At 55.7% G+C, this 24,306-nt stretch carries 24 protein-coding genes and 3 tRNA genes; 8 read left to right on the top strand and 19 right to left on the bottom strand.

What is annotated here, in order from left to right:
* Window positions 1-8: 8 nt before the first annotated feature.
* The 3 genes from araG to ET34_RS0108405 all read right to left on the bottom strand — a co-directional run bounded on the left by araG (window position 9) and on the right by ET34_RS0108405 (window position 3,395).
* Window positions 9-1,523, bottom strand: a complete 1,515-nt coding sequence (gene araG, locus ET34_RS0108415; protein ID WP_031521133.1) for an L-arabinose ABC transporter ATP-binding protein AraG — start codon at window positions 1,521-1,523, stop codon at window positions 9-11.
* Between the two features lie 99 nt (window positions 1,524-1,622).
* Window positions 1,623-2,612 carry an arabinose ABC transporter substrate-binding protein AraF gene (araF, locus tag ET34_RS0108410; RefSeq protein ID WP_031521131.1) on the bottom strand — a complete coding sequence of 330 codons (990 nt, stop codon included), beginning with the start codon at window positions 2,610-2,612 and terminating at the stop codon, window positions 1,623-1,625.
* Between the two features lie 270 nt (window positions 2,613-2,882).
* The gene (locus ET34_RS0108405; RefSeq protein WP_031521130.1) at window positions 2,883-3,395 is read right to left on the bottom strand and encodes a cupin domain-containing protein; all 513 of its coding nucleotides are present in this window, start codon (window positions 3,393-3,395) and stop codon (window positions 2,883-2,885) included.
* Window positions 3,396-3,869: 474 nt separating this feature from the next.
* Here ET34_RS0108405 and ET34_RS0108400 point away from each other — a divergent pair, with 474 nt between their 5' ends.
* Window positions 3,870-4,373 carry a non-heme ferritin-like protein gene (locus ET34_RS0108400; RefSeq protein ID WP_031521128.1) on the top strand — a complete coding sequence of 168 codons (504 nt, stop codon included), beginning with the start codon at window positions 3,870-3,872 and terminating at the stop codon, window positions 4,371-4,373.
* Here ET34_RS0108400 and ET34_RS0108395 read toward each other — a convergent pair.
* A complete protein-coding gene (locus ET34_RS0108395; protein WP_031521126.1) occupies window positions 4,370-5,521 on the bottom strand; it encodes an alginate lyase family protein in 1,152 nt (383 codons plus the stop codon). The genes ET34_RS0108400 and ET34_RS0108395 overlap by 4 nt on opposite strands.
* 306 nt (window positions 5,522-5,827) lie before the next feature.
* Between ET34_RS0108395 and ET34_RS0108390 the strand changes: the two genes are divergently transcribed.
* Entirely contained in the window at window positions 5,828-7,171 is a 1,344-nt protein-coding gene (locus tag ET34_RS0108390) for an anaerobic C4-dicarboxylate transporter (RefSeq protein ID WP_031521124.1), read from the top strand.
* 41 nt (window positions 7,172-7,212) lie between these two features.
* Here ET34_RS0108390 and ET34_RS0108385 read toward each other — a convergent pair whose 3' ends face one another.
* Window positions 7,213-7,461 (bottom strand): DUF2766 family protein, encoded by a 249-nt coding sequence (locus tag ET34_RS0108385; protein ID WP_031521122.1) that lies wholly within the window; start codon window positions 7,459-7,461, stop codon window positions 7,213-7,215.
* 96 nt (window positions 7,462-7,557) lie between these two features.
* Window positions 7,558-7,641 (bottom strand): stress response protein AzuC, encoded by an 84-nt coding sequence (gene azuC, locus ET34_RS22490; RefSeq protein ID WP_014229869.1) that lies wholly within the window; start codon window positions 7,639-7,641, stop codon window positions 7,558-7,560.
* Between the two features lie 200 nt (window positions 7,642-7,841).
* Between azuC and ET34_RS0108375 the strand changes: the two genes are divergently transcribed.
* The gene (locus ET34_RS0108375) at window positions 7,842-9,266 is read left to right on the top strand and encodes an MFS transporter (protein ID WP_031521121.1); all 1,425 of its coding nucleotides are present in this window, start codon (window positions 7,842-7,844) and stop codon (window positions 9,264-9,266) included.
* A 49-nt stretch (window positions 9,267-9,315) separates the two neighbouring features.
* On the opposite strand, the gene ET34_RS0108370 is transcribed toward ET34_RS0108375, so the two are convergent.
* Together ET34_RS0108370 and ET34_RS0108365 are read right to left on the bottom strand one after the other, a co-directional pair.
* Window positions 9,316-9,954, bottom strand: a complete 639-nt coding sequence (locus ET34_RS0108370; protein WP_031521119.1) for an RpiB/LacA/LacB family sugar-phosphate isomerase — start codon at window positions 9,952-9,954, stop codon at window positions 9,316-9,318.
* 225 nt (window positions 9,955-10,179) lie between these two features.
* Window positions 10,180-11,373, bottom strand: coding sequence for a methyl-accepting chemotaxis protein (locus ET34_RS0108365; protein WP_051640501.1), 1,194 nt, complete (start codon window positions 11,371-11,373; stop codon window positions 10,180-10,182).
* Between the two features lie 275 nt (window positions 11,374-11,648).
* On the opposite strand from ET34_RS0108365, the gene yecR reads away from it, so the two are divergent.
* The 3 genes from yecR (at window position 11,649) to ftnA (ending at window position 14,694) form a co-directional block, all read left to right on the top strand.
* Complete coding sequence (gene yecR / locus ET34_RS0108360) at window positions 11,649-11,990, top strand: YecR family lipoprotein (protein WP_031521116.1); 342 nt, start codon at window positions 11,649-11,651, stop codon at window positions 11,988-11,990.
* Window positions 11,991-12,076: 86 nt separating this feature from the next.
* On the top strand, window positions 12,077-14,017 hold the full coding sequence (locus ET34_RS0108355; RefSeq protein WP_051640500.1) for a putative bifunctional diguanylate cyclase/phosphodiesterase: 1,941 nt from the start codon (window positions 12,077-12,079) through the stop codon (window positions 14,015-14,017).
* A gap of 179 nt (window positions 14,018-14,196) precedes the next feature.
* Window positions 14,197-14,694, top strand: coding sequence for a non-heme ferritin (gene ftnA / locus ET34_RS0108350; protein WP_031521113.1), 498 nt, complete (start codon window positions 14,197-14,199; stop codon window positions 14,692-14,694).
* A 19-nt stretch (window positions 14,695-14,713) separates the two neighbouring features.
* On the opposite strand, the gene ET34_RS0108345 is transcribed toward ftnA, so the two are convergent.
* Entirely contained in the window at window positions 14,714-15,055 is a 342-nt protein-coding gene (locus ET34_RS0108345; protein ID WP_031521112.1) for a hypothetical protein, read from the bottom strand.
* Window positions 15,056-15,288: 233 nt separating this feature from the next.
* Between ET34_RS0108345 and tyrP the strand changes: the two genes are divergently transcribed.
* Entirely contained in the window at window positions 15,289-16,500 is a 1,212-nt protein-coding gene (gene tyrP, locus ET34_RS0108340; RefSeq protein ID WP_031521110.1) for a tyrosine transporter TyrP, read from the top strand.
* Window positions 16,501-16,628: 128 nt separating this feature from the next.
* Here tyrP and ET34_RS0108335 read toward each other — a convergent pair.
* The 6 genes from ET34_RS0108335 to uvrY form a co-directional block, all read right to left on the bottom strand.
* Window positions 16,629-16,715 (bottom strand) — tRNA-Leu (locus tag ET34_RS0108335).
* A 13-nt stretch (window positions 16,716-16,728) separates the two neighbouring features.
* Window positions 16,729-16,802: transfer RNA gene (locus ET34_RS0108330), tRNA-Cys, on the bottom strand.
* A gap of 52 nt (window positions 16,803-16,854) precedes the next feature.
* Window positions 16,855-16,930: transfer RNA gene (locus ET34_RS0108325), tRNA-Gly, on the bottom strand.
* A gap of 150 nt (window positions 16,931-17,080) precedes the next feature.
* Entirely contained in the window at window positions 17,081-17,629 is a 549-nt protein-coding gene (gene pgsA, locus ET34_RS0108320) for a CDP-diacylglycerol--glycerol-3-phosphate 3-phosphatidyltransferase (RefSeq protein ID WP_031521108.1), read from the bottom strand.
* A gap of 57 nt (window positions 17,630-17,686) precedes the next feature.
* Window positions 17,687-19,519 carry an excinuclease ABC subunit UvrC gene (gene uvrC / locus ET34_RS0108315; RefSeq protein ID WP_031521106.1) on the bottom strand — a complete coding sequence of 611 codons (1,833 nt, stop codon included), beginning with the start codon at window positions 19,517-19,519 and terminating at the stop codon, window positions 17,687-17,689.
* Window positions 19,516-20,172, bottom strand: coding sequence for a UvrY/SirA/GacA family response regulator transcription factor (gene uvrY, locus ET34_RS0108310; RefSeq protein WP_031521105.1), 657 nt, complete (start codon window positions 20,170-20,172; stop codon window positions 19,516-19,518). Before uvrY ends, uvrC begins: the two co-directional genes overlap by 4 nt.
* A gap of 470 nt (window positions 20,173-20,642) precedes the next feature.
* Here uvrY and ET34_RS0108300 point away from each other — a divergent pair, with 470 nt between their 5' ends.
* Window positions 20,643-20,867, top strand: a complete 225-nt coding sequence (locus tag ET34_RS0108300) for a DUF2594 family protein (RefSeq protein WP_031521103.1) — start codon at window positions 20,643-20,645, stop codon at window positions 20,865-20,867.
* Between the two features lie 59 nt (window positions 20,868-20,926).
* On the opposite strand, the gene sdiA is transcribed toward ET34_RS0108300, so the two are convergent.
* The 4 genes from sdiA to dcyD form a co-directional block, all read right to left on the bottom strand.
* A complete protein-coding gene (gene sdiA / locus ET34_RS0108295; RefSeq protein WP_031521101.1) occupies window positions 20,927-21,652 on the bottom strand; it encodes a transcriptional regulator SdiA in 726 nt (241 codons plus the stop codon).
* Window positions 21,653-21,860: 208 nt separating this feature from the next.
* Window positions 21,861-22,613, bottom strand: a complete 753-nt coding sequence (tcyN, locus tag ET34_RS0108290; protein ID WP_031521099.1) for an L-cystine ABC transporter ATP-binding protein TcyN — start codon at window positions 22,611-22,613, stop codon at window positions 21,861-21,863.
* A complete protein-coding gene (gene tcyL / locus ET34_RS0108285; protein WP_031521097.1) occupies window positions 22,610-23,278 on the bottom strand; it encodes a cystine ABC transporter permease in 669 nt (222 codons plus the stop codon). Before tcyL ends, tcyN begins: the two co-directional genes overlap by 4 nt.
* Window positions 23,279-23,300: 22 nt before the next feature.
* Window positions 23,301-24,287: a D-cysteine desulfhydrase gene (gene dcyD, locus ET34_RS0108280; protein WP_031521095.1), complete on the bottom strand. Its 987-nt coding sequence runs from the start codon at window positions 24,285-24,287 to the stop codon at window positions 23,301-23,303.
* Window positions 24,288-24,306: the final 19 nt, after the last annotated feature.

The following is a 24,306-nucleotide window of genomic DNA, read 5'->3' as shown; positions in this document are numbered from 1 at the left end:
TCTCCTGATTAAGCGACAGCCTGGCTGACTTTAGGCATAGCAAGTGAGAGCGCCTGCTGTTCGCTGGCCTCCTCGTGCAGTAACTCCCCGGCGATCTCGCCTTCGCGCATCACCAGAATGCGGTCGGCGACGCCGAGCACTTCCGGCAAATCGCTTGAGGCAAACAGCACGGCCACACCCTGCGCCGCCAGCGCATAGATAACGTTATAAATTTCGTGTTTAGCCCCGACATCAATACCGCGCGTCGGCTCATCAAGCAGGATCACCTTCATCTCTTCAGACAGCCAGCGCCCCAGAATGGCCTTCTGCTGGTTGCCGCCGGAGAGGTTCATGATCAGCTGTTCCGCATTTGGGGTTTTGATGTTGAGCGAGCGGATATGACGATCGGCATTGCTGGTTTCCCAGGCACGGTTGATCAGACAGCCGATGCTGATGTGCTTGCGTCGGGCGCTGATATTGATGTTGTCCTGCACCGAATGCACCGGGATGATGCCGTCGGCTTTGCGATCCTCCGGACAGAGCATCATCCCGGCGCGAATGGCATCGCCGGGCTGCCGGATATTGACCGGCTCACCGTCGATGAACACCTGCCCGTCGCTGATGCGCGTGCCGCCGAACAGGCCTTTCATCAGCTCGCTACGCCCGGCTCCGACCAGGCCAAACAGCCCGACGATTTCGCCCTGTCGCACAGACAGGCTCACCGGGCAGCGCACGCCTTTGGCTTTCACGTTCTCCAGCCGCAGCCGCTCCGCGCCGTGCTCCCGCGGCTGCCAGCCGTACACGTCGCCCAGATCGCGCCCTACCATCGCCTGCACCAGCGCATCGTGGTTCACCTGCGCCATGTCATCAAAGGTGCGCACGTAGCGCCCGTCTTTAAACACGGTGATGGCATCGCTGAGGGCAAAGATCTCCTCCATGCGATGAGAGACATACAGAATGACGCGTCCCTCTTTGCGCAGCTCGCGGATCACGCGGAACAGGTTGTCAATTTCCCGTGCCGACAGTGAGCTGGTGGGTTCGTCAAAGGCAATGATTTTGGCATTGCGCGCCAGCGCTTTGGCAATTTCCACCATCTGCCACTGGCCGATGGAGAGATACTTGAGCGGGGTTTCGGGATCGATATCCAGCCCGAGGTGTTTAAGCTGCAAACCGGCTTCATAGTTGAGCAGCGAGCGGTTAACCAGCCCCGCTTTGTGCGGTAGCTGGCCGAGATAGATGTTTTCCGCAACGCTCATTTCAGGCACCAGATGCAGCTCCTGATAGATAATGGCGACGCCAGCATCCAGCGCAGCGGTAGTGTCACTGAAGCTCACCTCCTCGCCGCGGATGGCGATAGTGCCGGTACTGGGGGCATAGTTGCCGCTGAGAATTTTCAGCAGCGTGGATTTACCGGCACCGTTTTCGCCCATCAGGGCATGGACCTGCCCGGCGTGACAGTCGAAGCTGATATCCGAAAGCGCTTTTACACCGGGGAAGGTTTTCCCGATGCCGCGAAAGGAGAGCCAGGGTGTGGGTTGTTGCATAACGTCTCCCGCATCCAGTAAAGGAGTGGTGTTGTCAGAAAGCAAAGCGGCGCGTGGCGCCGCAACAGCCCCTCCGCAAAGGGGCGGATCACCGGCGCGTTACTTGCCGCCGAGGCCTTTCTTCGCCAGTTCCTCTTTGAAGTTGTCGCGGGTGATGAGCACCACATCGGTCACTTCGGTGAATTTTGGCGGTTCAACGTCTTTGGTCACCCAGTTAAACAGCATTTCGCTGGACTTGTAGCCGTGCACGTCCGGGCTTGGCAGCAGCGAGCCGTAGAAGCCGGTCGCCTGGCCTTTCGACAGTTCGCTGACCGCATCCACGCCGTTAATGCCGATCCCGATGACGTCAGCGGCTTTGAAGCCCTGCCCTTCCGTCGCGCGCACGCCGCCGAGCACGGTGTTGTCGTTCATGCCGACCACCAGCCAGTGCTTCACTTCCGGGTGCTGAACCAGCATGGAGTTAGCGGCATCAAAGGCACCGGGGATGTCATTAGATTTGGTGGGAACTTTATAGATCTGTTTTTGCGGGAAGCCAGCGGCCTTCAGCGCGTCCATTGAGCCGGAGGTGCGGCGACGGGCGGTATCGAGTTCATCAGCGGTAATTGCCATCACGGCGGTCTCTTTCACATCCCAGCCGCGCTTCTGCATCTCTTTATAGAGTTCCTGCCCCTGGCGCTCGCCAATTTTGGTGGCGGCCATCATCACCAGCGGCACGGTTTCCATCGGTTTGCCTTTTGCCGTGACAAACTGGTCATCCACGGCGATCACTTTCATGTCGTATCCGCGGGCTTTTGCGACAATGGCGGAGCCAAGTTTCGGGTCGGGCGTACAGATAACAAAACCTTTCACGCCGCTGGCTGCCAGGCTGTCGATGGCGTTCAGGGTTTTTTCACCGTCAGGCACGGCAATTTTTATCACTTCGAAGCCCAGATCTTTTCCGGCTTTATCGGCGAATTTCCATTCGGTCTGGAACCAGGGTTCTTCTGGCTGCTTCACCAGAAAACCGAGTTTCATTGTTTCCGCGATAGCGGATTGTGACATAACCGCAGCCAGACCTATGGCTGCCAGCGCTTTAGTGAATTTGTGCATGGTATGCTCCAGCTTGTGCTTGCTTTTGTGCAGGGTAAAAACGCACTGCGAATGATTAATCGGACCGAAAACAAGGCATTAGCGCCGCACAGGGTGGCGGCACCGTTGCTGGAGATAGTTGTAGCGGGAAATTAAAAATCCATAGGAGAGCAACATCACACCGCTGAATTACAGTAAATGTGTACATAAATTCAGCGGATTAAGGCATAAATCAGACTGTATATGTATGATGATTAAAACTGGCGTCAGCCATTATCTCCATATTCTCACTCAAGGCGTCCAGTAGCTGTTGATACCACCCTCCTCACCAAACAGCGGATCGCTCCCCGGACGCGGTACCTCAGCCACGTTACGCTGCGTTTCCGTCAGTTTTTCCGGCTGGTCGAGACATTTGTCTGGCGAAAATCCCGCCGGGTAAGCCCCGACCGCCATGAAATCTTTGCTGGCGGTAATCTGCTTATGGCCCACGCCTGCCGGGATCAACACGGCATCACCTTTGCTGACGGCGATCACCGGCCCCGCTTCGCCACCAAACTGGATCTCTGCCGAGCCCTGATAGATCCCCAGCACTTCATGGGTGTTAGAGTGAAAGTGGGTATAGGTGAATACCGGATAACGCCAGCGCGGCGGCCAGCCGTTAGTGTCGAAACGCTGCTCAAACCAGTCAGCGATATCACCGGTTGCCGCGGCGGCAATACCGGGATACAGCATCAGGGGCAGTGCATTATTGGGCACCCCGCCGCAGGGTTCAGATAAAAGGTGCGTTGCGCATGATATCGTCATCAGGCCTCCCGAGTTGAAAATTAAAGTATAGTTTTAGCCAGAGGCTTTATTAATTAACTGCTGCTAAAATATTAACAAGCGAAGCGCTAAAAATATATTTTCTGCTTATTACGCGGTTAATATGAGGATATATCTTTATAAATAAAAATTTTCATATCCAGTCATCCATTCGGATAAATAAGCATATATATCAGTATATTACAAAACTTAACTTTAAGAATTTACCTACTTTTAATGACAAAGCGTTGCACTCCCGCTCTTTTATTAAGATTATTCTTAAGGTAAATTTCCCCACGTATGATTAATTGAGCGCGCAGAAAAATATTTTAATTTCTCTGCGTGTTTTTAATGAAGAGTATCTACACTTTATTTTATCACCCTTTTATGGCGCGAAATGTGCATCCGACTTATTGCCTGGTCTGATGCACCGGAAATGTGCGCCTGTCTCCTGGCATGCAAAATAAGGAAATTACGATGAGAGTCGCTGGTGTGGCACAAAAGCTTAACGCTCAGATAAATCGCGAGTTTTACTCTTCTAACCTTTACCTTCAGCTGAGCGAGTGGTGCGCAGCGCACCGCTTTAACAGTAGCGCCCTGTTTTTACGCCATCAGGCGCAGGGCAACGTGACGCAGATGATGCGCGTCTTTGATTTCATGAAGCATGCCGGCGCCATGCCGGTGGTACGCATGAGCGAAACACCAAACAGCGCCTGCACCTCGCTGGAAGAGATCTACATCCAGACGCTGCAGGATTGTCAGCTGCGTCTGACAACCCTGTCCCGCCTGGCACATGAAGCAGAAAACGCTGACGATCTTGAAACCCTGACCTTCCTGCGCGAGCTGGAAGAGATGCAGCAGGAAGAGGGATTGCTGGTTAACACGCTGCTTGAAGAAGTGCGCAAAGCGAATGAAGCCGGTCTGGGCATGGAACAGACCGACAAATCGCTGCTGCCGATCTTCACCTCTAACCTGCACTAACGCCCACGCTCGCCGGGATACCAGAGTAACCATTCCCGGCGGGCAGTCTGCGTCGGCGGCAGCGCCGCCAGCGCATCGCAATACCGCTCCGCTCCCGTCCCGTATCCCCGCACTGCCTGCAGCAGCACCCGCAGCAGCGTTTCATCATCACGATCGACACCGTCGCGCCACGGCCACAGTTCCGGTTCAAGCACAAACGGCAGCAGATAATCCAGCCCGGCCCGCAGCCGCCCTGCGTGAGTTACCGACTGCCAGCGGTCGATATCCAGCGGTTCGGCATAGCGATTAAGCCGCAGATGGGCATCAAGATTATGCAGCGCAGCGCGGAAAGGGTGATCGCCGTCCAGCGCGGCGGCCTGACGCCCGTCGCGATCGAACTGGCCCGCCAGCCGCAGGGTCAGACCATGCTGGATCACACGCCGCGCCAGCGGGAAATCGTGACAAAACAGCAAAAAAGCGACGCGCTGCGCATCATGCGCCGTGCCGCGCCAGTCGTGCCACGCGTAACCCTCAAAGCCGATGTCGGTATGAAACATCCAGTGGCTGAAGGCCGCGAACCACTGGCGCAGCGCGCCGACATCCTCGTCATCCAGCACCCCGGAGTTGGCAATCAGCCCCAGCGTATCCATCACCATCCAAAGCGGCTGCGTCTCGCTCAGCCCGCTCCCCTGCCCAACCAGCTCGCCGGGAACAGCATGGCCGAAGTTAAGGTGAGGACGCATCCGGGTTTCCCGGTCGATAAACCAGCAGCGGATCTGTTCTGCGGCAGCCTGAGCGTAAACGCGCTGGCGGGTAAAATACCAGGCAGCGCCCAGCGTCAGGCAGCGGTTCGCCATGCGGGTGAGACGTGCGGCATCAAACGTGTCGCTTTCGGCGTCAGGATTGAGCATGCCCTCGCGCCGCTGCCAGCAGGGTTTGTCGCCCCGTAATAAGGAAGGCCAGGCATCGGGGGCGAGACTGTAGTAATCGTGTGCATCCCCGCCGGGGGCAGCGGCCAGTTTCATCACCACGCTTTCCGGCGGCGTACGGCAGATGCGATCGGCATCCACCCGCAGTTGTTCCAGCGCCGCGCTTAACGGGTGACTCCCACGGCTCAGGGCGCGTCGGGCGCGCTCCAGGCAGGAACTGTCCAGCGTGTACAGCATCATAAACCGCTCCGGTACAGCATCATTCACACCATCAATGATAAGAGGGGCTTATTGTTACGAAGTGTAAACAGGGGTGAAAGCAGCGTGGGTTAAAAATCGCGGCGCGGTCACGGAAATGCGTGGCGGATGCACTGAGCCGCGACGCCTGGCGGTCATGCTATGGGAGGTGGTTATCAGAAAATGTTAAAATTAAGTTATTAAGTGATTGCTTTTACAGCATTTTATAAACCCGATCCCGCTCGCAAAGCAGGCGGCGAAAATTTGTCATGATGCTCGCAATAACCTTCTTTTCATTAAGGGATTGTCATGATCGTCATTGAATTTATCGTCATTATTCTCTGTCTGCTGCTGGGAACGCGCTTCGGCGGTATGGGACTGGGGCTCATCAGCGGTATTGGCCTTTTTATTCTTAGCTTTATCTTCGGCCTGGAGCCGGGCAAACCTCCGGTTGACGTGATGCTGACCATCCTGGCGGTCATCGGCTGCGCCGCCACGCTCCAGTCCGCAGGCGGGTTAAACGTGATGATGCAGTTCGCCGAGCGCCTGCTGCGTCGCCATCCTCAGCACATCACCCTGCTGGCCCCCTTTACCACCTGGACGCTCACCTTCCTGTGCGGGACCGGGCATGTGGTCTACACCATGTTTCCCATTATCGCGGACATCGCCCTGAAAAAAGGGATACGTCCCGAACGGCCGATGGCGGTATCGTCCATTGCCTCCCAGATGGCGATCACCGCCTCACCGGTTTCGGTGGCGGTGGTCTCGCTGGTCTCGATTCTGGCCGCCGGGCACGGTGTCGGCCAGGCGTGGGGGATATTACAGATTCTGGCAGTGTCGGTACCGGCCTCGTTGACCGGGGTGCTCATCGCCGCGCTGTGGAGCCTGAGGCGCGGCAAGGAGTTAGCCGATGATGCCGTGTTCCAGGCAAAAATTGCCGATCCGCAGCAGCGGGAATACGTGTACGGCAGTACCGATACCCTACTGAGCCAGCGCTTTCCGCGTGAGGCCTGGTGGTCCACCTGGATCTTCTTTGCCGCGATTCTGGTGGTGGTGCTGCTCGGTTCCATTCCGGCACTGCGTCCGGCGTTTGAGATCAAAGGGGCGCTTAAACCGCTGTCGATGAACCTGGTGATTCAGATGCTGATGCTAATTGCCGGGGCGCTAATTCTGATGAGCTGTAAAGTGAAACCGGCGGCAATCTCTGACAGCGCGGTGTTTAAGGCCGGGATGGTGGCGATTTTTTCGGTATTTGGCGTGGCGTGGATGAGCGATACCTTCTTTCAGGCTCACCTTGATGAACTGAAAATGGCGCTGCAGGGGGTGGTAAGAACCCATCCCTGGACCTATGCGCTGGTGCTGTTTCTGGTGTCCAAGCTGGTGAACAGCCAGGCGGCGGCACTCACGGCGGTCGCGCCGATGGGTTTGCTGCTCGGGGTAGAACCGAAGATGCTGCTGGCTTTCTTTCCCGCATCGTACGGCTATTTTATCCTGCCGACCTATCCCAGCGATCTGGCCTGCATCGGTTTTGACCGCTCGGGCACCACGCGCATCGGCCGATTTATCCTCAACCACAGCTTCATCATACCGGGGCTGATTGGCGTAAGTAGCGCCTGCGTGGTGAGTTACCTGTTGGTGCAGGTATTATTCTGACTGCTTCCCCTCGCGCCGCGATGGGGCGAGGGGAAAACCGATCAGTGGGCTTCGTTCTGCGGGGTGAACTTCAGCTCAATCAGCGCTACCGCTTTTTGCACGGCGCGCACGGTAACCGGATCGGCCGCCGGGCTGGAGGAGAAGTCGATTGCCTTCAGCTGATTGGCCATCTTCTCACGCACTTCGACCGGTGCGATCACGTCGATGACATCGAGGATCTGTTTAATCACTAACTGACAGGCGACAACGTCAGATACCAGCTCTTCATCGGCGCTCAAAACCTGGGACATACTCTTCTCCTTATATTGCGAGCGGCAATAGTACCCGAGGGCCGAAGCCGCAACAAATTGCAGCTATAAAAAAACCTGCCGCAGCAGGTTTTTTTATCAGAACATCGCGCCTGGCGGCACATCTTTGAAAGTTTTGCAGTAGTTTTCAAACATGCTTTTCAGGATTTTGCGCAGTTTCATGATAACTCCAGTGTATGTGTGCAGATGATGTTTTGCGATGCGCTTATAATATGACCTCCATCACAAAAATCAACAGTTATGTGATGCGCGTCACATAAATTGGTTAAAAAATAGCAGGCAAATGTTAAATAAATGTCTTACGAATCCGTAAGTTAGCGCGCTATACTTTCTGAAAACTTTTTTAAAATGGCGTTTCTTTTATGGCTGAACAGGATACCGAAACGGCACGACGCGGCCTTTCACCCGCCGCGTTGCTGGTGGCCGGCGCGTTTTTTATGGAGTTTCTCGACGGCACGGTGATTGCCACCGCCCTGCCCGACATGGCGAAAAGCTTTGGGGTGGATGCGGTCGATCTGAATATCGGTATCAGTGCCTATCTGATGACGCTGGCGGTGCTGATCCCCGCCAGCGGCTGGATTGCCGACCGCTTTGGCGCGCGTCAGGTGTTCACCACGGCGCTGGCGATTTTTACCCTCGCCTCGGTACTGTGCGGGCTGGCACCCAATCTCGAAACCTTTGTGGCAATGCGTGTCCTGCAGGGCGCGGGCGGGGCGTTGATGGTGCCGGTAGGCCGTCTGGCGGTGCTGCGCACCACGCCGAAGGAACACCTCATCACGGCGATTGCGACCCTGACCTGGCCGGCGTTGATTGCGCCAATAATCGGCCCGCCGCTGGGCGGATTCATTACCAGCTATGCTGACTGGCGCTGGATCTTCTTTATTAACCTGCCGCTTGGCCTGATTGCCATGCTGCTGGCGTGGCGCATTATTCCCGAGGTGCGCGACGCGTCGCGCCGCCGCTTTGACCTGCCGGGTTTTCTTGCCACCGCGCTGGCGATGGTTAGCCTCGTCTGGGCGATGGAGCTACCGGGCGCACCGGGATTCAGCCTGCCGCTGTTCATCGGTCTGCTGGTGTTGAGCGTCGCGGCCTTTATCTTTGCCCTGCGCCACTTCCGGCGGGCAGCTGCCCCGATGATCCGCCTCGATGCCATGCGCATCCCCACGTTCGCGGTAACCATGTACGGCGGCTCGCTGTTCCGCTGTTCTATCAGCGCCGTGCCCTTCCTGCTGCCGCTGCTGTTTCAGGTGGGGTTCGGCATGGATGCCTTCCATTCCGGTCTGCTGGTGCTGGCGGTATTCGTCGGCAATTTAGTCATCAAACCCGCCACGACGCCGCTGATCCGCCATCTGGGTTTTAAGCGCCTGCTCATTGGCAACGGTATTCTCAATGTCGTGGCGCTCGCGGCCTGCGCCTGGCTGACGCCGCAGACGCCGGCCTGGCTGGTGCTGCTGGTGTTGGGTCTGGGCGGCGTATTTCGCTCGGTGCAGTTTACCGGCATCAGCACGCTGGCGTTTGCCGACGTGCCCGCCGCCCAGATGAGCTATGCCAACACGCTGTTCAGCACCGCAACACAGCTGGCGATTGGGCTTGGGATTACGCTGGGGACTGCCGGTATCCGCCTCGGAGAAGCGATCGGCGACGGGCTGGGGCTGGAAAATATGCCCGGCATCAGCTTTCGCATTGCGTTTCTGTTTATTGCGGCGGTGAGTCTGGTGGGGCTGCTGGATACACTGCGCCTGACGCGCGATGCCGGGCAGAGCGTGTCGCGCAAAGCGGCGGGCTGAAATGCAAAAGGCCAGCATCGCTGCTGGCCTTTAATAATGCTGCGTTTACTCAGGAAAGGATTTCGCGCACGAAGGCTTCGATCTCTTTGTCCTGGTTGTTTTCAAAGAAGCACTGCTGGAAGCGCTCGCCGGACACGGCGGTTTTCACCAGCTCCGGGTCGATGGCGCGCAGCGTATCAAGATAGTTGTCTTTCACTACCGCCGCTTTCACCTGGTTGAGGATACCGGCGTTACGCACCTGCGGCTCTTTACGCTCCGGCGGATAGCCTTCGCCTTTACGGCCGGTGAAGGCTTTTTCGAAGATAAAGCGCACGTTCAGCTCAGCGCCCCAGCCGAAACCTTTGGCAAACGGCAGCGCCAGCGCGTTACCGTTGTTGATCTGGGCAAACAGGAAGGCGTCCGCCGGATCGATGCAGTAGCCGCAGTTTACGCCCGGATGAATATTAAGAGACATCAGCGCGCCCTGACCGGTACCGCAGCCAGCCACCACGAAATCAACCGCACGCGAGTTCAGCAGAATGCTCGCCATGATGCCCAGATGGATATAGGTCAGGTGATGGTCCTGTTCGTCTTTCATCCCGACGTTGAACACCGGGAACTCTTTTTCATCGGCAACTGATTTCAGCTCGTTGAAAATGATGGCGTTTTTAGCCGCCTGGCTGTTTTCCATCATCAGTGCAATTTTCATCTGTTACTCTCCGACATAGCGTGCGGGTTTCCCCGGGGTGGATAACGTACTGTGGCTAAACCTTACTACTTAGCAAACGTTCTTTCAAATTTAGTAAAAAGCAGTTTTAAAAAGTTAAGATGCGCTCACAGTTTTGTCGCTGCGCTATGCAGGCAAAAAAAATCCTGCTGTGCACCAGGCAGAGCAGGATTTTGTCAGTGCGACGATGCGCCGCGCTGCGAACTATCAGCCGCGTGGTGAGGTCAGCGCCGCTTCAAAAGCCGGGGCCAGCACTTCCGCCGCGCGGAAGACCGAGACGATCTCGGTCAGCCGGTTCGCCTGACGCGCTAAATCTTCAGCCGAAATGACTGATTTTTGCACCAGCTGAACGTTCGCCTGAGTCACCGTGTCCAGTTCTCTCACTGCCACCCCCACCTGATTGATGCCATCACTTTGTTCACCTGTTGCATTGGCAATTCTTTCCATAATGTCGTTCACCTGGCCAATAGCGCGAAGAATGTTGTCCATTGCTTCGCCTGCTTTTTTAACCTGCTCTGAACCGGTCTGCACATTGGTTACCGATTCGCCCAACAGCGCCTCGATCTCTTTTGCCGCCTGCGCGCTGCGGCTTGCCAGACTACGAACTTCGCTTGCTACCACGGCAAATCCTCGTCCTTGTTCACCCGCCCTTGCCGCCTCTACGGCTGCATTCAGTGCCAGAATGTTGGTCTGGAAGGCGATGCTGTTAATCGTCGTTGTGATATCCACAATGCGCTGCGAGCTGCTGGAGATGGTGTCCATGGTCTCCATAACCCGGCGTACTGATTGTCCGCCTGCTTCAGCAATCTGCGTTGCGTTACGCGCCAGCGAGCTGGCATGCGTGGTGTTTTCGGCGTTGCGTTGTACCGCGCCACCAAGCTGCTCCATGCTGGCGCTGGTCTCTTCCAGCGCGGCGGCCTGCTGTCCGGCACGGCTGGAGAGATCGTTGTTCACCCCTGCCAGTTCGCCGGCGTTATGGTGCAGCGCCACGGCACTGGTACGGATGCCGGCGACGGCCCGCGCCCAGTTAGCCTGCATCTCCTGAATGTGCGGCACGATAAGCCCGACACAGTTACGTCCGAGATCCGGCAGCTGTTTTTCCAGATCCCCTTTCGCCAGCACCTGCATATGCCTGCGGATCACATCCACCGGTTTGACCAGACAAAACCAGAGATAGCGTTCGGTCAGGATGGTGATACCGATGCTGGCAAAGGCCGAGACCACCAGCAGCGTCTGGGCAATATCCACCCAGTGTTTTTGCTGTTCGGTCAGTGCCACAGACTGCTCAAGGTGATACAGAAATCCGAGCGTCACTCCTGAGACGCCAAGCCAGGCGAGCGTGGACAGGATAAGGATCAGCACCACCATGATGCGGATCTTGATATTGCGGATAAAATTCATAGATGGTTTCCTGGTGTCTACTTTGCCTCCCTGCACTCTGTGTTCTGCACCGTCTCCCTTCTTCCTTTGCAGGCCTATTCCCGCAAAAGAATGTGCCACACAGATATTTTCGGCAGGTTAAGTAAAACTTAATAGAATCCGCAATCTATTTTAGTGTTACTTAATTCTTGATTTTTCAGGGGTGTTGAAACGCACAAAATCCTTTGTTATTCCGCCGATTGGTTGTCAACCACTCTGGCATGATGCTAAGACCTGAGAATGCTGCGAGTTTTATCATGTTGAAATATCTGGCCCCCGCGATGCTGGTTATGCTGAGCGGTTGCACTATTACGAAATCTCCCGACGTGGTTGATGTTAATCAGACCACCGGTACCGTGCGCCTCGGCTATACGCTTGCGCCGTTACAGAAAGGAAAAGTGGACAGCTACGCCGCTAACTCAACCGCGACGCGCCAGTGCCAGCAGTGGGGTTTTGCTACCGCGCTGGCTTACGGTAACCCTATCACCACTTGCAGCGTGGTCAGCGGGACGCAATGCCTGGCGAAAAGCGTCGTGCTGGAATATCAGTGCCGCGGCATCGCTATCAACACCACCACGGCAGCGTCACACTGGTATTAATCCAGGGGCGGGCGGCGTTTCGCCAGCCTGCCGGAAGGGAACGGCCTGATACGGGCTGATAACGCGGGTGTTACTGTGGATCTAGCATGAGCGAAAAACGCGAGCGACAGCAGCTGTACCGAAGCGAGGGGATTAAGCTCCTCTATAGCAATGCGCTGCCCGGCATTATTATCACTTTTATCGCGGCCACCATGCTGACGTTTACCTTTATTGATAACGGCCAGCGTGACGGGAAACTGCTCTGGTGGGGAACACTCTGCACCGTGCTGGTGTGGCGGCTGATCGACACCCTGCTCTGGCAGCGCTGCTCCGACAAGCGTAAACACGAACGCGGGTTCTACCTGCGTTTTACCGTCGGGTGCCTGCTTACCGCGGTGCTGTGGAGCAGCTATTTCTGCCTGTTCGAACGCCACTTCACGGTAGAAGAGTTCACCGCAACGGTGGTCATACTCTCTGCCATGGTGGGCGGTGCGGCGAATGTGCTGTCGGGCAATGTTATCCTCGCTTCACTCTATACGTTAATCGTGCTGCTTCCCTGGTCGATCATCCTGATAGAGTCCCCGCTCGACTACAAACGCAGTCTCGGCTTTCTTGGACTGTTCTTCACCGCGACCATGATCTTCTCAGCCATCCGCTCGGCGACGTACATCAAACAGGCCATAGCGCTGAAGTATAAAAACCAGCGGCTGGTGGATCGCATGGAGGACACCATCCGCGAGCGCACCCAGAAAATCTATGAGATCTCCTACAAGGACGCCCTGACCGGCCTCTCCAACCGCGTGGCGTTTCAGACCGAAGCCGAGGAGTTGATTTATCAGTATAAACGCGGTGAAATCCCCGGCTTCAGCCTGTTCTTTATCGACCTCGACGGCTTTAAGTCCATCAATGACGCCCTCGGCCACGACGTCGGCGATCGGGTGCTGCTGGCATTCAGTAATCGCCTGGCCGCCTTTCAGGATAACGGCACGCTGTTGTGCCGCTGGGGCGGAGATGAGTTTATCTATTGCACACCGCAGGTTGACCACGGCACGCTGCGTAACCTTGCCGCCCAGATGGTGAAAAGCTTCAGCCAGCCGTTCTATCTGCGTGAACAGGAGATCACCCTGAGCGCGACGATAGGTATCGCCATCTGCCCGGAGCACAGCACCAACCTGACGCGTCTCATCCAGATTGCCGACATCGCGATGTATGCCCTGAAGGGCAAGCAGCCGGAGCGGGTACTGTTTTATAACCACCAGCTGGAAGAGAACCTGCGCAGCAAAGTGCTGTTGCAGGAGGCGCTGAATAATGCCCTCGCCCGCCATGAGCTGCGTCTGGTCTTCCAGCCGATTGTTGATGCTGAAACCTTTGCCATCCGCAGCTTTGAAGCGCTACTGCGCTGGAAGCGCGGAACACAGATCATCGAACCGTCAGTGTTTATTCCCATCGCCGAGCGCAGCGGGCAGATCGTCAATATTGGTTACTGGGTACTGGAAGAGGCGTGTAAAACCCTCGCGCATGTTCCGAACGATGACACGTCAATTGCGGTTAACGTTTCGATTGTGCAGTTCCAGGATCAGCAGTTCGTGGCGAAAATAAGCCGGCTGCTGGAGACCTATCATATTAATCCCGGTCGCCTGCACATTGAGGTGACGGAATCGCTGTTTCACTCCGGCCAGAGCGATCTGACGGAAAAAATCATCTGGCTGCAGCGTAAGGGAATTAAAATATCGATTGATGATTTCGGTACCGGCTATTCCAGCCTGTCGGTTATTCAAAATTTAAATATCGACTTTGTGAAAATTGACCGTAGCTTTATTCAGAAAATTGAGGATAAAGGACTGGCTATTGTCGAGGCGGTAATGAATATGTCGCACTCGCTCAATTTCCGCATTATTGCCGAAGGCGTGGAGAGCGAGGAGCAGGCGCGCCTGCTGCAGCGCTGCGGCATTCACTACATGCAGGGCTTCCTGTTCAGCCAGCCGGTGGAGATGGTTGATGTCTTCCGGCTGGCCGGCAAAACCATACCCCTCCCGCAGGCCTCGTAACGTCGTACTGCTGCGTATTAAATAAGAATGAATAACATTCGCTTATTTTAATTATGCGCAGCAATACGAGTTATTCCCATTCGTATTATTAATAATAAATTATTTTATTTAACCTTTTGCAAATAAATAAACTGCAAATTATAGTGTCGCGAAACAACACTATTACCTGCGGAGTTATTATGCTGAAAGCGGACATGATCGAAAAATTAAATGAACAGATGAACCTGGAATTATTCTCATCTCTGCTTTATCAGCAGATGAGCGCCTGGTGCAGCTATCACAGCTTTGAAGGTGCCGCTGCGTTCCTGCGTCGTCATGCGCAGGAAGAGATGACCCACATGCAGCGCCTGTTTGATTACCTGACCGACACCGGCAGCCTGCCGCGCATCAATGCCATCGCGTCGCCGTTTGCCGAATACGCTTCTCTGGATGCGCTATTTACCGCCACCTACGAGCATGAGCAGCTGATCACCCGTCAGATTAATGAACTGGCCCACGCCGCGATGATCTCCCAGGATTATCCGACCTTCAATTTCCTGCAGTGGTATGTGGCTGAGCAGCACGAAGAAGAGAAGCTGTTCAAGTCGGTGCTGGATAAACTCAGCCTCGTGGGTAAGAGCGGCGAAGCGCTGTACTTTATCGACAAAGAGCTGGCGACGCTCGACGCGCAGAACTGATCCCGCAAACGTACCGTTTTTACATACAGCCCGCACAGCTGGTACAGCGCCAGTCGTGCGGGTTAATGGCGCGAAAGAACCAGCGGTAGTTCGCCGTCTCCAGAGGAATGGCGTTATCGCAGAAGAAATCCGTTAGCCATTCAACATTCTCAATAATCCACTCATCCTCTTCCAGCCCGTCGCGGTAGGTTTCGTCTTCGGGATCGATGATGGAATAGATCCCGTTGGTCGCCATATCTTTCTCGCGGCGCGTTTCAGGGAGCTCAAGCGCTCTGCCCTGCCAGCTGATGTTCCAGTGCCCATGACACAACAGGTTTCCGCTCCGACTCCACGACGCCTGAAAAGGATTCTCGCTCGTCATCTCAACCTCTTTTTATTCCTTATGAATTTTTTTTAAGGTACGCCCGATTGTTGCCGAAAAATATTGTCCTTATGAAGTAGAGGGTTGCCTGAATGTTCACAGACATTTGCCCTGGCGCAACCATCTGTAAAGATAACGAAACACCTATGTAATGGCTGTTTGACGGCATGGCGCTTTTGCCTTACTCTGCGCCGCAGATGTGGTTAGCGTGTGGTTTGATTACAGAGGAATACGTGAAGAACAGAACGTTAGGGAGTATTTTCATCGTCGCCGGTACCACCATTGGCGCAGGAATGCTGGCAATGCCGCTGGCGGCAGCAGGCGTCGGGTTCGGTATGACGCTGCTGCTGTTAACCGGCCTGTGGGCCGTGATGTGCTACACCGCTCTGCTGCTGGTCGAAGTGTATCAGCATGAGCTGGCAGACACAGGGCTGGCAACGCTGTCGCGTCGCTATCTGGGCAGACCGGGGCAGTGGCTGGCAGGCTTCAGTATGCTGTTTTTGATGTATGCACTTACCGCGGCCTACATCAGCGGGGCCGGCGAGCTGCTGTCAGCCAGCCTTGAGAGCGGGCTGGGGCTGCATATTCCGCCTGCGGCTGGCGTGCTGCTGTTTACGCTTATCGGCGGCGGCATTGTCTGCGTTGGTACCCACAGCGTGGATTTCTTCAACCGCATCCTGTTCAGCGCCAAAATCGTGTTGCTGATCGTTATGCTGGTATTGATGATGCCGCATGTTCACAGCGCCAACCTGATTACCATGCCGGTGGAGAAAGGACTGGTGCTGTCGGCTATCCCGGTGATTTTCACCTCGTTTGGCTTTCACGGCAGCGTACCCAGTATCGTCAGCTATATGCAGGGCGATGTGAAAAAGCTGCGCACCATCTTTGTCACCGGCAGCGCCATCCCGCTGGTTGCTTATATCTTCTGGCAGCTGGCGACCCTCGGTGCCATTCCGTCCGATACTTTTGTCGGTCTGCTGGCGGCGAAAAGCGGCCTGAACGGCCTGCTGCAGGCCGTGCGCGATGTGGTGGCGACACCGCATGTGGAGCTGGCGGTGCATCTGTTTGCCGACGTGGCGCTGGCAACGTCGTTTCTGGGGGTGACGCTGGGGCTGTTCGATTACCTGAGCGATATGTTTGCTCGTAAGCGTAATCTGAGTGGACGTCTGCAAACCGGAGCCATCACCTTCCTGCCGCCGCTGGCTTTTGCGCTGTTTTATCCGCAGGGCTTTGTCATGGCGCTGGGCTACGCGGGGGTGGCGCTGGCGGTGCTGGCACTGATCCTGCCGTCGCTGCTGGTGTGGCAGAGCCGCAAGCACCACCCGGATTCCCGCTGGCGCGTGGCCGGCGGCAAGCCGGTGCTGACGCTGATTTTTATCTGTGGTCTGGGGATTGTGCTGATACAGGCGCTGATGAGTAGCGGGATGCTGAAACAAGTGGGATAAATCGACCGGCCTGAGGGCCGGTTTTTTTACAGGGTAAAGCGTTATTTCCCGATCGACAGGCAATAAAAAACCACCCGAAGGTGGTTTGCACGACACTGCTTATTGCTTTGATTATTCTTTATTTCCCATGGTGCCCGGAGCGAGACTTGAACTCGCACAGCGCGAACGCCGAGGGATTTTAAATCCCTTGTGTCTACCGATTCCACCATCCGGGCTCGGGAAGAAAAGTGGAGGCGCGTTCCGGAGTCGAACCGGACTAGGCGGATTTGCAATCCGCTACATAACCGCTTTGTTAACGCGCCGTAAACTTTTGGCCTTTGCAGGCGATACCAGCTGAAGGCTGATATCAAAATCTGGAGCGGGAAACGAGACTCGAACTCGCGACCCCGACCTTGGCAAGGTCGTGCTCTACCAACTGAGCTATTCCCGCATCATCAAACTTTTAACTAATTGTTTGATTTTGTTATCTTACCGCAAACTGTGCTGCCGTTCGATGCGTTGCATTCTACTTACCTGGCGCAGTGAGTCAACGATATTTTTCAGCATCCCCACTCGTTTGCTGAATTTTACGACGATGTGATCACTGATCGAGCAAATCCCCACGCGCGGCATTGAGATATTGCATCATCGACCACAGCGTCAGCACCGCAGCGACGAAGAACAGCGCGATCCCGGCGTATTCGATCCACATATTCGGACGCCACAGCATGCCAATCAGCGCCAGCATCTGAGCGGTGGTTTTCACCTTACCGATCCAGGAGACCGCGACGCTGCTGCGTTTGCCCATTTCTGCCATCCACTCGCGCAGTGCCGAGATAATGATCTCACGGGCAATCATGGTCGCGGCGGGCAGCGTCACCCACCAGCTGTGATAGTGCTCCGCCACCAGCACCATGGCGATGGCGACCATCACTTTATCCGCTACCGGATCGAGAAACGCCCCGAAGCGGGTGCTCTGGTTCCAGCGACGTGCCAGGTAACCATCAAACCAGTCGGTGATCGCCGCGAGGCAGAAAATGAAGGCACAAACAAACGGTGCCCAGACGAATGGCAGATAGAACGCCAGCACAAAAAACGGGATCATAACTACACGAAAAATCGTAAGCAGCGTTGGGATATTAAATTGCATAGTGCTGGTAACTGTCTGTCATCAGTAAAATTTACCCAGTATGTTGCTACATAGGCCCTAATGTTTCAACGAATAGAAGATCTTTTCTGCCAGCGCGTGGGAGATACCCGGCACTTTCGCAATTTCTTCCACCGTCGCGTTTTTCAGCGGCTGTAATCCCCCCATGTACTTGAGCAGCATCTGCCGCCGTTTCGGGCCGATGCCTTCGATGGTCTCAAGCGTACTGGTGCTTTTCACCTTCGCACGTTTTTTACGGTGCCCGGTTATCGCATGATCGTGGGATTCGTCGCGAATATGCTGGATAACGTGCAGCGCCGGCGAATCGGGCGGCAGGTTAAACCCCTCCCCCTCTGGCTCAAAGAACAGCGTTTCCAGGCCGGCTTTACGATCGGAGCCTTTCGCTACCCCCAGCAACAGCGGGTGATGCTTGTCCCAGCTCACATCCAGTTCGGCAAACACCATCTTCGCCTGGCCAAGCTGCCCCTTCCCACCATCGATAAGAATGACGTCCGGGATTTTGCTCTCTTCGATATCCTTACCATAGCGGCGACGCAGCACCTGGTTCATAGCGGCGTAATCATCCCCGGGGGTAATGCCGGTAATATTATAGCGACGATATTCCGACCGCACCGGCCCATTCGTGTCAAATACCACGCAGGAGGCCACGGTCTGTTCACCCATGGTGTGGCTGATATCGAAACACTCCATGCGCTTCACTTCCGGCAACTCCAGCTCCTGAGCCAGGGCGGCTAAGCGCTGATGAACCGTAGACTGCTGCGACAGGCGCGTTACCAGCGCTGTGGCGGCATTGGTGCGCGCCAGCTTAAGGTAGCGCGCCCGGTCGCCGCGCGGACGCGTCTGGACGTTAATCCGGCGTCCTGCCAGTTCAGAGAGCGATTCCGCGAGCAGCGTCTGGTCGGTGAGCGCAAAGTCGAGCAGGATTTCCCCCGGCAGGGTGCGCATCTGGCTGCCCTGCAGGTAGAACTGACCGACAAAGGTTTCCACCACTTCGGCAAGATCGGTCCCGCCCGGCACTTTCGGGAAGTAGCTGCGGCTGCCGAGCACTTTGCCCTGACGGATAAACAGCACGTGGACACAGGCCATGCCCGCATCAAACGCCACACCGATAACGTCGAGGTCGTCGCCGGTGTTAGAGACGAACTGTTTCTCCGTGACGCGCCGCACGGCCTGAATCTGGTCGCGGATGCGCCCCGCTTCTTCAAATTCCAGATTCTGGCTCGCCTTTTCCATACGCTCCACCAGCTGGTTCAGCACCTGGTCATCCTTGCCGGCGAGGAACAGACGCACGTACTCGACCTGCTGAGCGTAATCGGCTTCGCTGACCAGCCCCTCCACGCACGGCCCGAGACAGCGCCCAATCTGATACTGCAGGCACGGACGCGAGCGGTTACGGTAGACGCTGTTTTCACACTGGCGGATCGGGAAGATTTTTTGCAGCAGCGCAAGGGTTTCGCGCACCGCATAACCGTTGGGGAACGGACCAAAATACTCCCCCTTCGCGTGTTTGGCGCCGCGATGCATTGCCAGCCGCGGGTGCGCGTCTCCGCTCAGGAAAATATAGGGGTAGGATTTGTCGTCGCGCAGCAGCACGTTGTAGCGCGGCTGATAGAGCTTGATGTAGTTATGCTCAAGCAGCAGGGCTTCGGTTTCGGTATGGGTGACGGTAACGTCAATCTGGGCTATCAGCGCTACCAGCGCTTCGGTTTTACGGCTGGCCAGATTGGACCGGAAATAGCTGGCGAGGCGCTTCTTAAGATCTTTGGCCTTGCCAACATAGATGACCGTGCCAGCGGCGTCGTACATTCTGTAGACGCCAGGCTGGCTGGTGACGGTTTGTAGAAACCTTTTTGAATCGAAAACTTCACTCACTGACTTGTTAACGTCTCCGCACTACACAGGCCATGTCGAATTGCGAGGTGCGTCAGTTCAACATCGCCGTGTATGTTTAGTTTGCTGAACATCCGATAGCGATAGCTGTTTACCGTCTTCGGACTCAGATTAAGCTGCTCAGAGATCTCATTGACCTTCTGACCTTTGGTAATCATGAGCATAATCTGCAATTCGCGTTCAGACAAACTGGCAAACGGCGATTGGGTCTTTTCTGGCTCGATCTGGCTTAATGCCATCTGCTGAGCGATATCGGAAGCGATATAGCGCTGGCCGGAATGCACACAGCGAATCGCATTCACCACGTCCTGCGGCGCGGCACCTTTACTCAGGTAGCCAGCCGCACCCGCCTGCATGACTTTCGCCGGCAGCGGATTTTCCGTGTGAACCGTTAACATAATGACTTTGATGTCTGAAGATGAGCGGGCAATTTTGCGGGTGGCTTCAAGGCCCCCAATGCCTGGCATGTTCATATCCATGAGCACAACGTCAACCGGGTTTGTTCTGCACCATTTAACGGCATCTTCACCGCAGCAGGCTTCACCGGAAACTTTTATGCCTTTTATATCTTCAAGAATGCGTCGTATCCCTGCGCGCACCAGTTCATGGTCATCAACAAGAAGAACGTTGATCAAAGGAACAATCTCCTGAAAGGGGATAACGCGGCTGAAATTAAATTTGCCATATATTAGCGGGTTTTAAGCTAACTTTAAAATGTAGAGCGCCGGTTTTTGCGCTCATTTTTGGAAATCAGATTTTACATCGAACAGAAACAACCGGTTAGCATAGCCAGCCAGAGAGGGTAAGCCGGGCGTTAATTGCTCTGACTTAACATTGATGCCCCGCCCGGTTGCAACTCAACCTGAGGCACCCTAACGCAAATCACTATTTAACGCTTTTTAAACTTTATAGATAGCGTTATTTTTCAACGCCGATAAAAAACGCCATTGCGCCACGCTTTTCACGCCATCAATGAAAAAATGCATCTTTTCGTTAAAACCTGTGCACCCGTTAATTGATTTTTTCCGCGCTGTGTTATACTCCGCCGCCTTCAGTTTTCATCAGCCGCTGTCGTTGCGCGCTGCACACGTAAAGAGGAAAATAAATGAGCACTCCCGACTTTTTCACTGCGGATAATAACCAGAACCTGGCCGTTGAAGTCGCCTGCCTCAAAACCCTGCTTACCCTGATGCTTCAGGCGATGGGCCAGGCGGATGCCGGTCGCGTGATCCTTAAGCTTGAAAAGCAAATTGCACAGATGGAAGATGCCTCGCAGGCAGCGGTATTTGCCAATACCGTTCAGCAGATTAAACAGGCATATCGCCAGTAATACCGTGCCGGCTGGACGTTAGCGCTTCAGCCGGACTTCATCCCTTTCCAGCCGTAAGGTTAAATAATCCCCGTCGCTGCCGCATAACACGCAATCTGCGTTTTATTGGGCGCGTTGAATTTTTTCTGCATATTCTTCTGGTGGAAATTAACCGTATTTTCTGAAATGGAAAGGATCATCGCTATTTCCGCCGAGGTCTTGCCCTCCCCCGTCCACTGCAATATTTCCCGCTCGCGCTTACTTAATTTCATCTCCAGCGGCAGCATCGTCGGGTCGCCAAGGCGTATCAGGGTAAACATACTTAATTCGCCGAGCAACTGAAGCCGCATCGCCAGCTCATCCATATTGGGCACTTGTCCTCGCGTACTGGTACGTGAGACTGACAGAAATGACGTGATGCGCTCCGGGCTTATTACGCACTGGGTGAAACCCTGGCGCAGACCATGGTCGCGCGCCGCATCCCAGAATGTCAGGGTATCCGGGGTAAATAATGCCCCCTCCCACACCACGTGGCCGCGTTCATAATTATGCGGTTTGAGTACCGGATCGATGAGGAAATAGTTTTCTGCGGTGTACTGCTGCCACCACGCCTTTGGGTAGGTGGTTTCCACCGTTATTTTGGGGCGCGTAAAAGGAACAGGATGCCGGACACAAAACGAGTAGTAATCAAATTCCAGCTGCTGCGTCTGCTGTTGTAATAGCGCGTATACTTCACTGCCATCCTGAATATGTTGAAATCTGGTCAGCATCTCCCGCCGCCAGCTAAAAAAGTCACAATCCCTCATTGTTTATAGTAATTCCCCGCGTTCGTTTTATTTGTGTTGCTGATATATCAAAATACCACATTCCGGTGGTCAATTAATTAATAACTATCGGCGCGTATTCTGCGTTCTTGAGAAAATTATTGCTCAGCCCCGCGATAGCGGGGGCTGAACGTACCCGTTACGCCATCATGAAAATTTTTCCGCTGCGTTAATACCAGCGGAATAAGGGTTATTGCATGAGGAATTTTTCGAGAAACTGACGCGTGCGCGGCTGCTGTGGATCGGCAAACAGCGTTTTCGCCGGCCCCTGCTCAATAATGCGACCTTCATCCATGAAAATGGCGCGATCGGCAACGTCCCGCGCAAAGCTCATTTCATGGGTCACAATCACCATCGTGCGCTTCTCTTCCGCCAGACGGCGAATGGTGTTGAGCACCTCCCCCACCAGCTCCGGGTCGAGGGCCGAGGTCGGCTCATCGAACAGAATCACTTCCGGGCGCATCGCCAGCGCGCGGGCAATCGCCACACGCTGCTGCTGCCCGCCGGAAAGCCGTTTGGGGTAGCTGGTTTCTTTCCCGCTCAGCCCGACCTTCGCCAGCAGCTCCCGCGCCCGGGTGCTTGCCTCTTCGCGGTTTTCGCCCTTCACAATCACCGGCCCTTCGATGATGTTCTCCAGCACCGTGCGATGCGGGAACAGGTTAAAGCTCTGGAATACGAAGCCCACCTGCTGACGCAGCGCGCGAATCAGCCCCTTCTGCTTGCTCACCGGCTGCGCGGCGTCGATGATGATTTCTCCCACGCGCACGGTGCCGCCGTCGGGCTGCTCCAGCAGGTTGATGCTGCGCAGCAGCGTGGTTTTTCCCGAACCGCTCGGGCCGATAATCGCCACCACTTCGCCCTGCGCCACCTCAAGATCGATGCCGTGCAGCACCGTCTGGCCGTGGAATTTTTTAATCAGGTTTTTAACTTCAATCGCACTCATTTCGGATCGCGCTCCTGACGGTTAAGCTGATTTTCAAAATAGTTCTGCAGTGCCGACAGCACCGTCGCCATCACCCAGTAGATCAGCGATGCCGCCAGATACATGGTAAAGACCTCCAGCGTGCGTGAGGTGATCAGCTGCGCCTGGCGGAACAGCTCCGGCACCTGAATGGTGGCCGCCAGCGAGGTATCCTTCACCAGGCTGATAAAGCTGTTGGAGAGCGGCGGAAGCGCCACCCGCGCCGCCTGAGGCAGAATGGCGCGACGCAGCGTCTGCCACGGCGTCATGCCGATGCTCGCTGCCGCTTCCCACTGCCCCTTGTCGATGGACGAAATCGCCGCACGCAGCGTTTCAGATGTATAGGCGGCGGTATTCAGCGACAGGCCAATCATCGCCGCCGGCATCGGGTCCAGCTCAATACCAAACTGCGGCAGACCGTAATAGATCATAAACAGCTGGGCGATAAGCGGCGTACCGCGAAAGACAGAGATGTAGAAGCGCGCCAGCCAGCGCACCGGCAGGATCGGCGACATACGCATCAGCGCCAGCACGAAGCCCAGCACCAGACCGAAGAACATCCCGCCGATACTGAGCTGCAGCGTAAACACCGCGCCGTTCAGCAGATAAGGTGCGGAATCCAGCACCAGTTGAATACTCTCTTGCATTAGCTTATTTCACTCTGCCGGTTCAGACATGGGGATGATAGGCGAATAGCGCAGGCGCGCCGCCGGTATGCACGAACAGGATCGGGCCATCGTCTTTGAAACGCTGCTGGCTGATGCCGTCGATAAGCCCGGCCATCGCCTTGCCGGTGTACACCGGGTCGAGCAGGATGCCTTCGAGACGCGCCAGCAGCTTCACGGCTTCCATCCCTTCTTCATTTGGCACACCGTAGCCCGGCGCGTAGTAGTCATCCCAAAGGGTGATATCCGCCCGGGCGGCGATCTCCAGATCGCGCGCCACTGCCTGCTGCAGCGCGACCACTTTCGGTTTCTGATCGGACGTGCGACGCGAAACCGTCACGCCAATCAGCTCCACGTCCGGCATCAGCTGCTCCAGCCCTACCGCCAGCCCGGCGTGGGTGCCGGCACTGCCGGAGGCCACAACCACCGAAGAGAGCGCGACGGCCCCTTCGCACTGCTGAGCTATCTCCAGCGCGCTCTCGACGTAGCCCATCGCGCCCAGCGCATTCGAGCCGCCGACCGGGATAACGTAAGGGCGGAACCCCTGAGCTTCAACGCGGGTCGCCAGCGCCTGCAGCTGATCGTCCGGGCGATTCAGCGCCTCGCACAGCTCCACTTTTGCATCAAACAGATCGAGCAGCAGCCGGTTGCCGTTGGTCAGGTAGTTTTCGGCGTGGGTACCAATCGGATTTTCCAGCAGCGCAATGCACTGCAGACCAAGCTTCGCCGCCACCGCCGCGGTCTGACGCACGTGGTTGGACTGAATCGCTCCGGCGGTAATCAGGGTGTCAGCCCCCTCCTGCAGCGCCTGCGCCGCGAGGAACTCCAGCTTGCGCAGCTTGTTGCCGCCCATCGCCAGTGGGGTGACGTCGTCGCGCTTAATGAAGATGTCGCGCCCCAGATAATCAGAGAGTCGCGGCAGGTATTCCAGCGGCGTCGGCGCGCCGATAAGTTCAAGACGCGCAAAACGGGTCAGGTTGTGAAGGGACATGCAGCCTCCGGTATTCAGG

Origin of the sequence: Siccibacter colletis (genome assembly GCF_000696575.1) — a bacterium.
In the GTDB taxonomy this organism is placed as follows: Bacteria; Pseudomonadota; Gammaproteobacteria; order Enterobacterales; family Enterobacteriaceae; genus Siccibacter; species Siccibacter colletis.
Note: the sequence above shows the minus strand (reverse complement) of the source record. Positions and strands in the feature narration are given on the sequence as shown.

Excerpts from the sequence above, each read along its gene's own strand:
- araG (WP_031521133.1), bottom strand. The coding sequence starts at position 1,523 with ATGCAACAACCCACACCCTGGCTCTCCTTTCGCGGCATCGGGAAAACC.
- araF (WP_031521131.1), bottom strand. The coding sequence starts at position 2,612 with ATGCACAAATTCACTAAAGCGCTGGCAGCCATAGGTCTGGCTGCGGTT.
- ET34_RS0108405 (WP_031521130.1), bottom strand. The coding sequence starts at position 3,395 with ATGACGATATCATGCGCAACGCACCTTTTATCTGAACCCTGCGGCGGG.
- ET34_RS0108400 (WP_031521128.1), top strand. The coding sequence starts at position 3,870 with ATGAGAGTCGCTGGTGTGGCACAAAAGCTTAACGCTCAGATAAATCGC.
- ET34_RS0108395 (WP_031521126.1), bottom strand. The coding sequence starts at position 5,521 with ATGATGCTGTACACGCTGGACAGTTCCTGCCTGGAGCGCGCCCGACGC.
- ET34_RS0108390 (WP_031521124.1), top strand. The coding sequence starts at position 5,828 with ATGATCGTCATTGAATTTATCGTCATTATTCTCTGTCTGCTGCTGGGA.
- ET34_RS0108385 (WP_031521122.1), bottom strand. The coding sequence starts at position 7,461 with ATGTCCCAGGTTTTGAGCGCCGATGAAGAGCTGGTATCTGACGTTGTC.
- azuC (WP_014229869.1), bottom strand. The coding sequence starts at position 7,641 with ATGAAACTGCGCAAAATCCTGAAAAGCATGTTTGAAAACTACTGCAAA.
- ET34_RS0108375 (WP_031521121.1), top strand. The coding sequence starts at position 7,842 with ATGGCTGAACAGGATACCGAAACGGCACGACGCGGCCTTTCACCCGCC.
- ET34_RS0108370 (WP_031521119.1), bottom strand. The coding sequence starts at position 9,954 with ATGAAAATTGCACTGATGATGGAAAACAGCCAGGCGGCTAAAAACGCC.
- ET34_RS0108365 (WP_051640501.1), bottom strand. The coding sequence starts at position 11,373 with ATGAATTTTATCCGCAATATCAAGATCCGCATCATGGTGGTGCTGATC.
- yecR (WP_031521116.1), top strand. The coding sequence starts at position 11,649 with ATGTTGAAATATCTGGCCCCCGCGATGCTGGTTATGCTGAGCGGTTGC.
- ET34_RS0108355 (WP_051640500.1), top strand. The coding sequence starts at position 12,077 with ATGAGCGAAAAACGCGAGCGACAGCAGCTGTACCGAAGCGAGGGGATT.
- ftnA (WP_031521113.1), top strand. The coding sequence starts at position 14,197 with ATGCTGAAAGCGGACATGATCGAAAAATTAAATGAACAGATGAACCTG.
- ET34_RS0108345 (WP_031521112.1), bottom strand. The coding sequence starts at position 15,055 with ATGACGAGCGAGAATCCTTTTCAGGCGTCGTGGAGTCGGAGCGGAAAC.
- pgsA (WP_031521108.1), bottom strand. The coding sequence starts at position 17,629 with ATGCAATTTAATATCCCAACGCTGCTTACGATTTTTCGTGTAGTTATG.
- ET34_RS0108300 (WP_031521103.1), top strand. The coding sequence starts at position 20,643 with ATGAGCACTCCCGACTTTTTCACTGCGGATAATAACCAGAACCTGGCC.
- sdiA (WP_031521101.1), bottom strand. The coding sequence starts at position 21,652 with ATGAGGGATTGTGACTTTTTTAGCTGGCGGCGGGAGATGCTGACCAGA.
- tcyN (WP_031521099.1), bottom strand. The coding sequence starts at position 22,613 with ATGAGTGCGATTGAAGTTAAAAACCTGATTAAAAAATTCCACGGCCAG.
- tcyL (WP_031521097.1), bottom strand. The coding sequence starts at position 23,278 with ATGCAAGAGAGTATTCAACTGGTGCTGGATTCCGCACCTTATCTGCTG.
- dcyD (WP_031521095.1), bottom strand. The coding sequence starts at position 24,287 with ATGTCCCTTCACAACCTGACCCGTTTTGCGCGTCTTGAACTTATCGGC.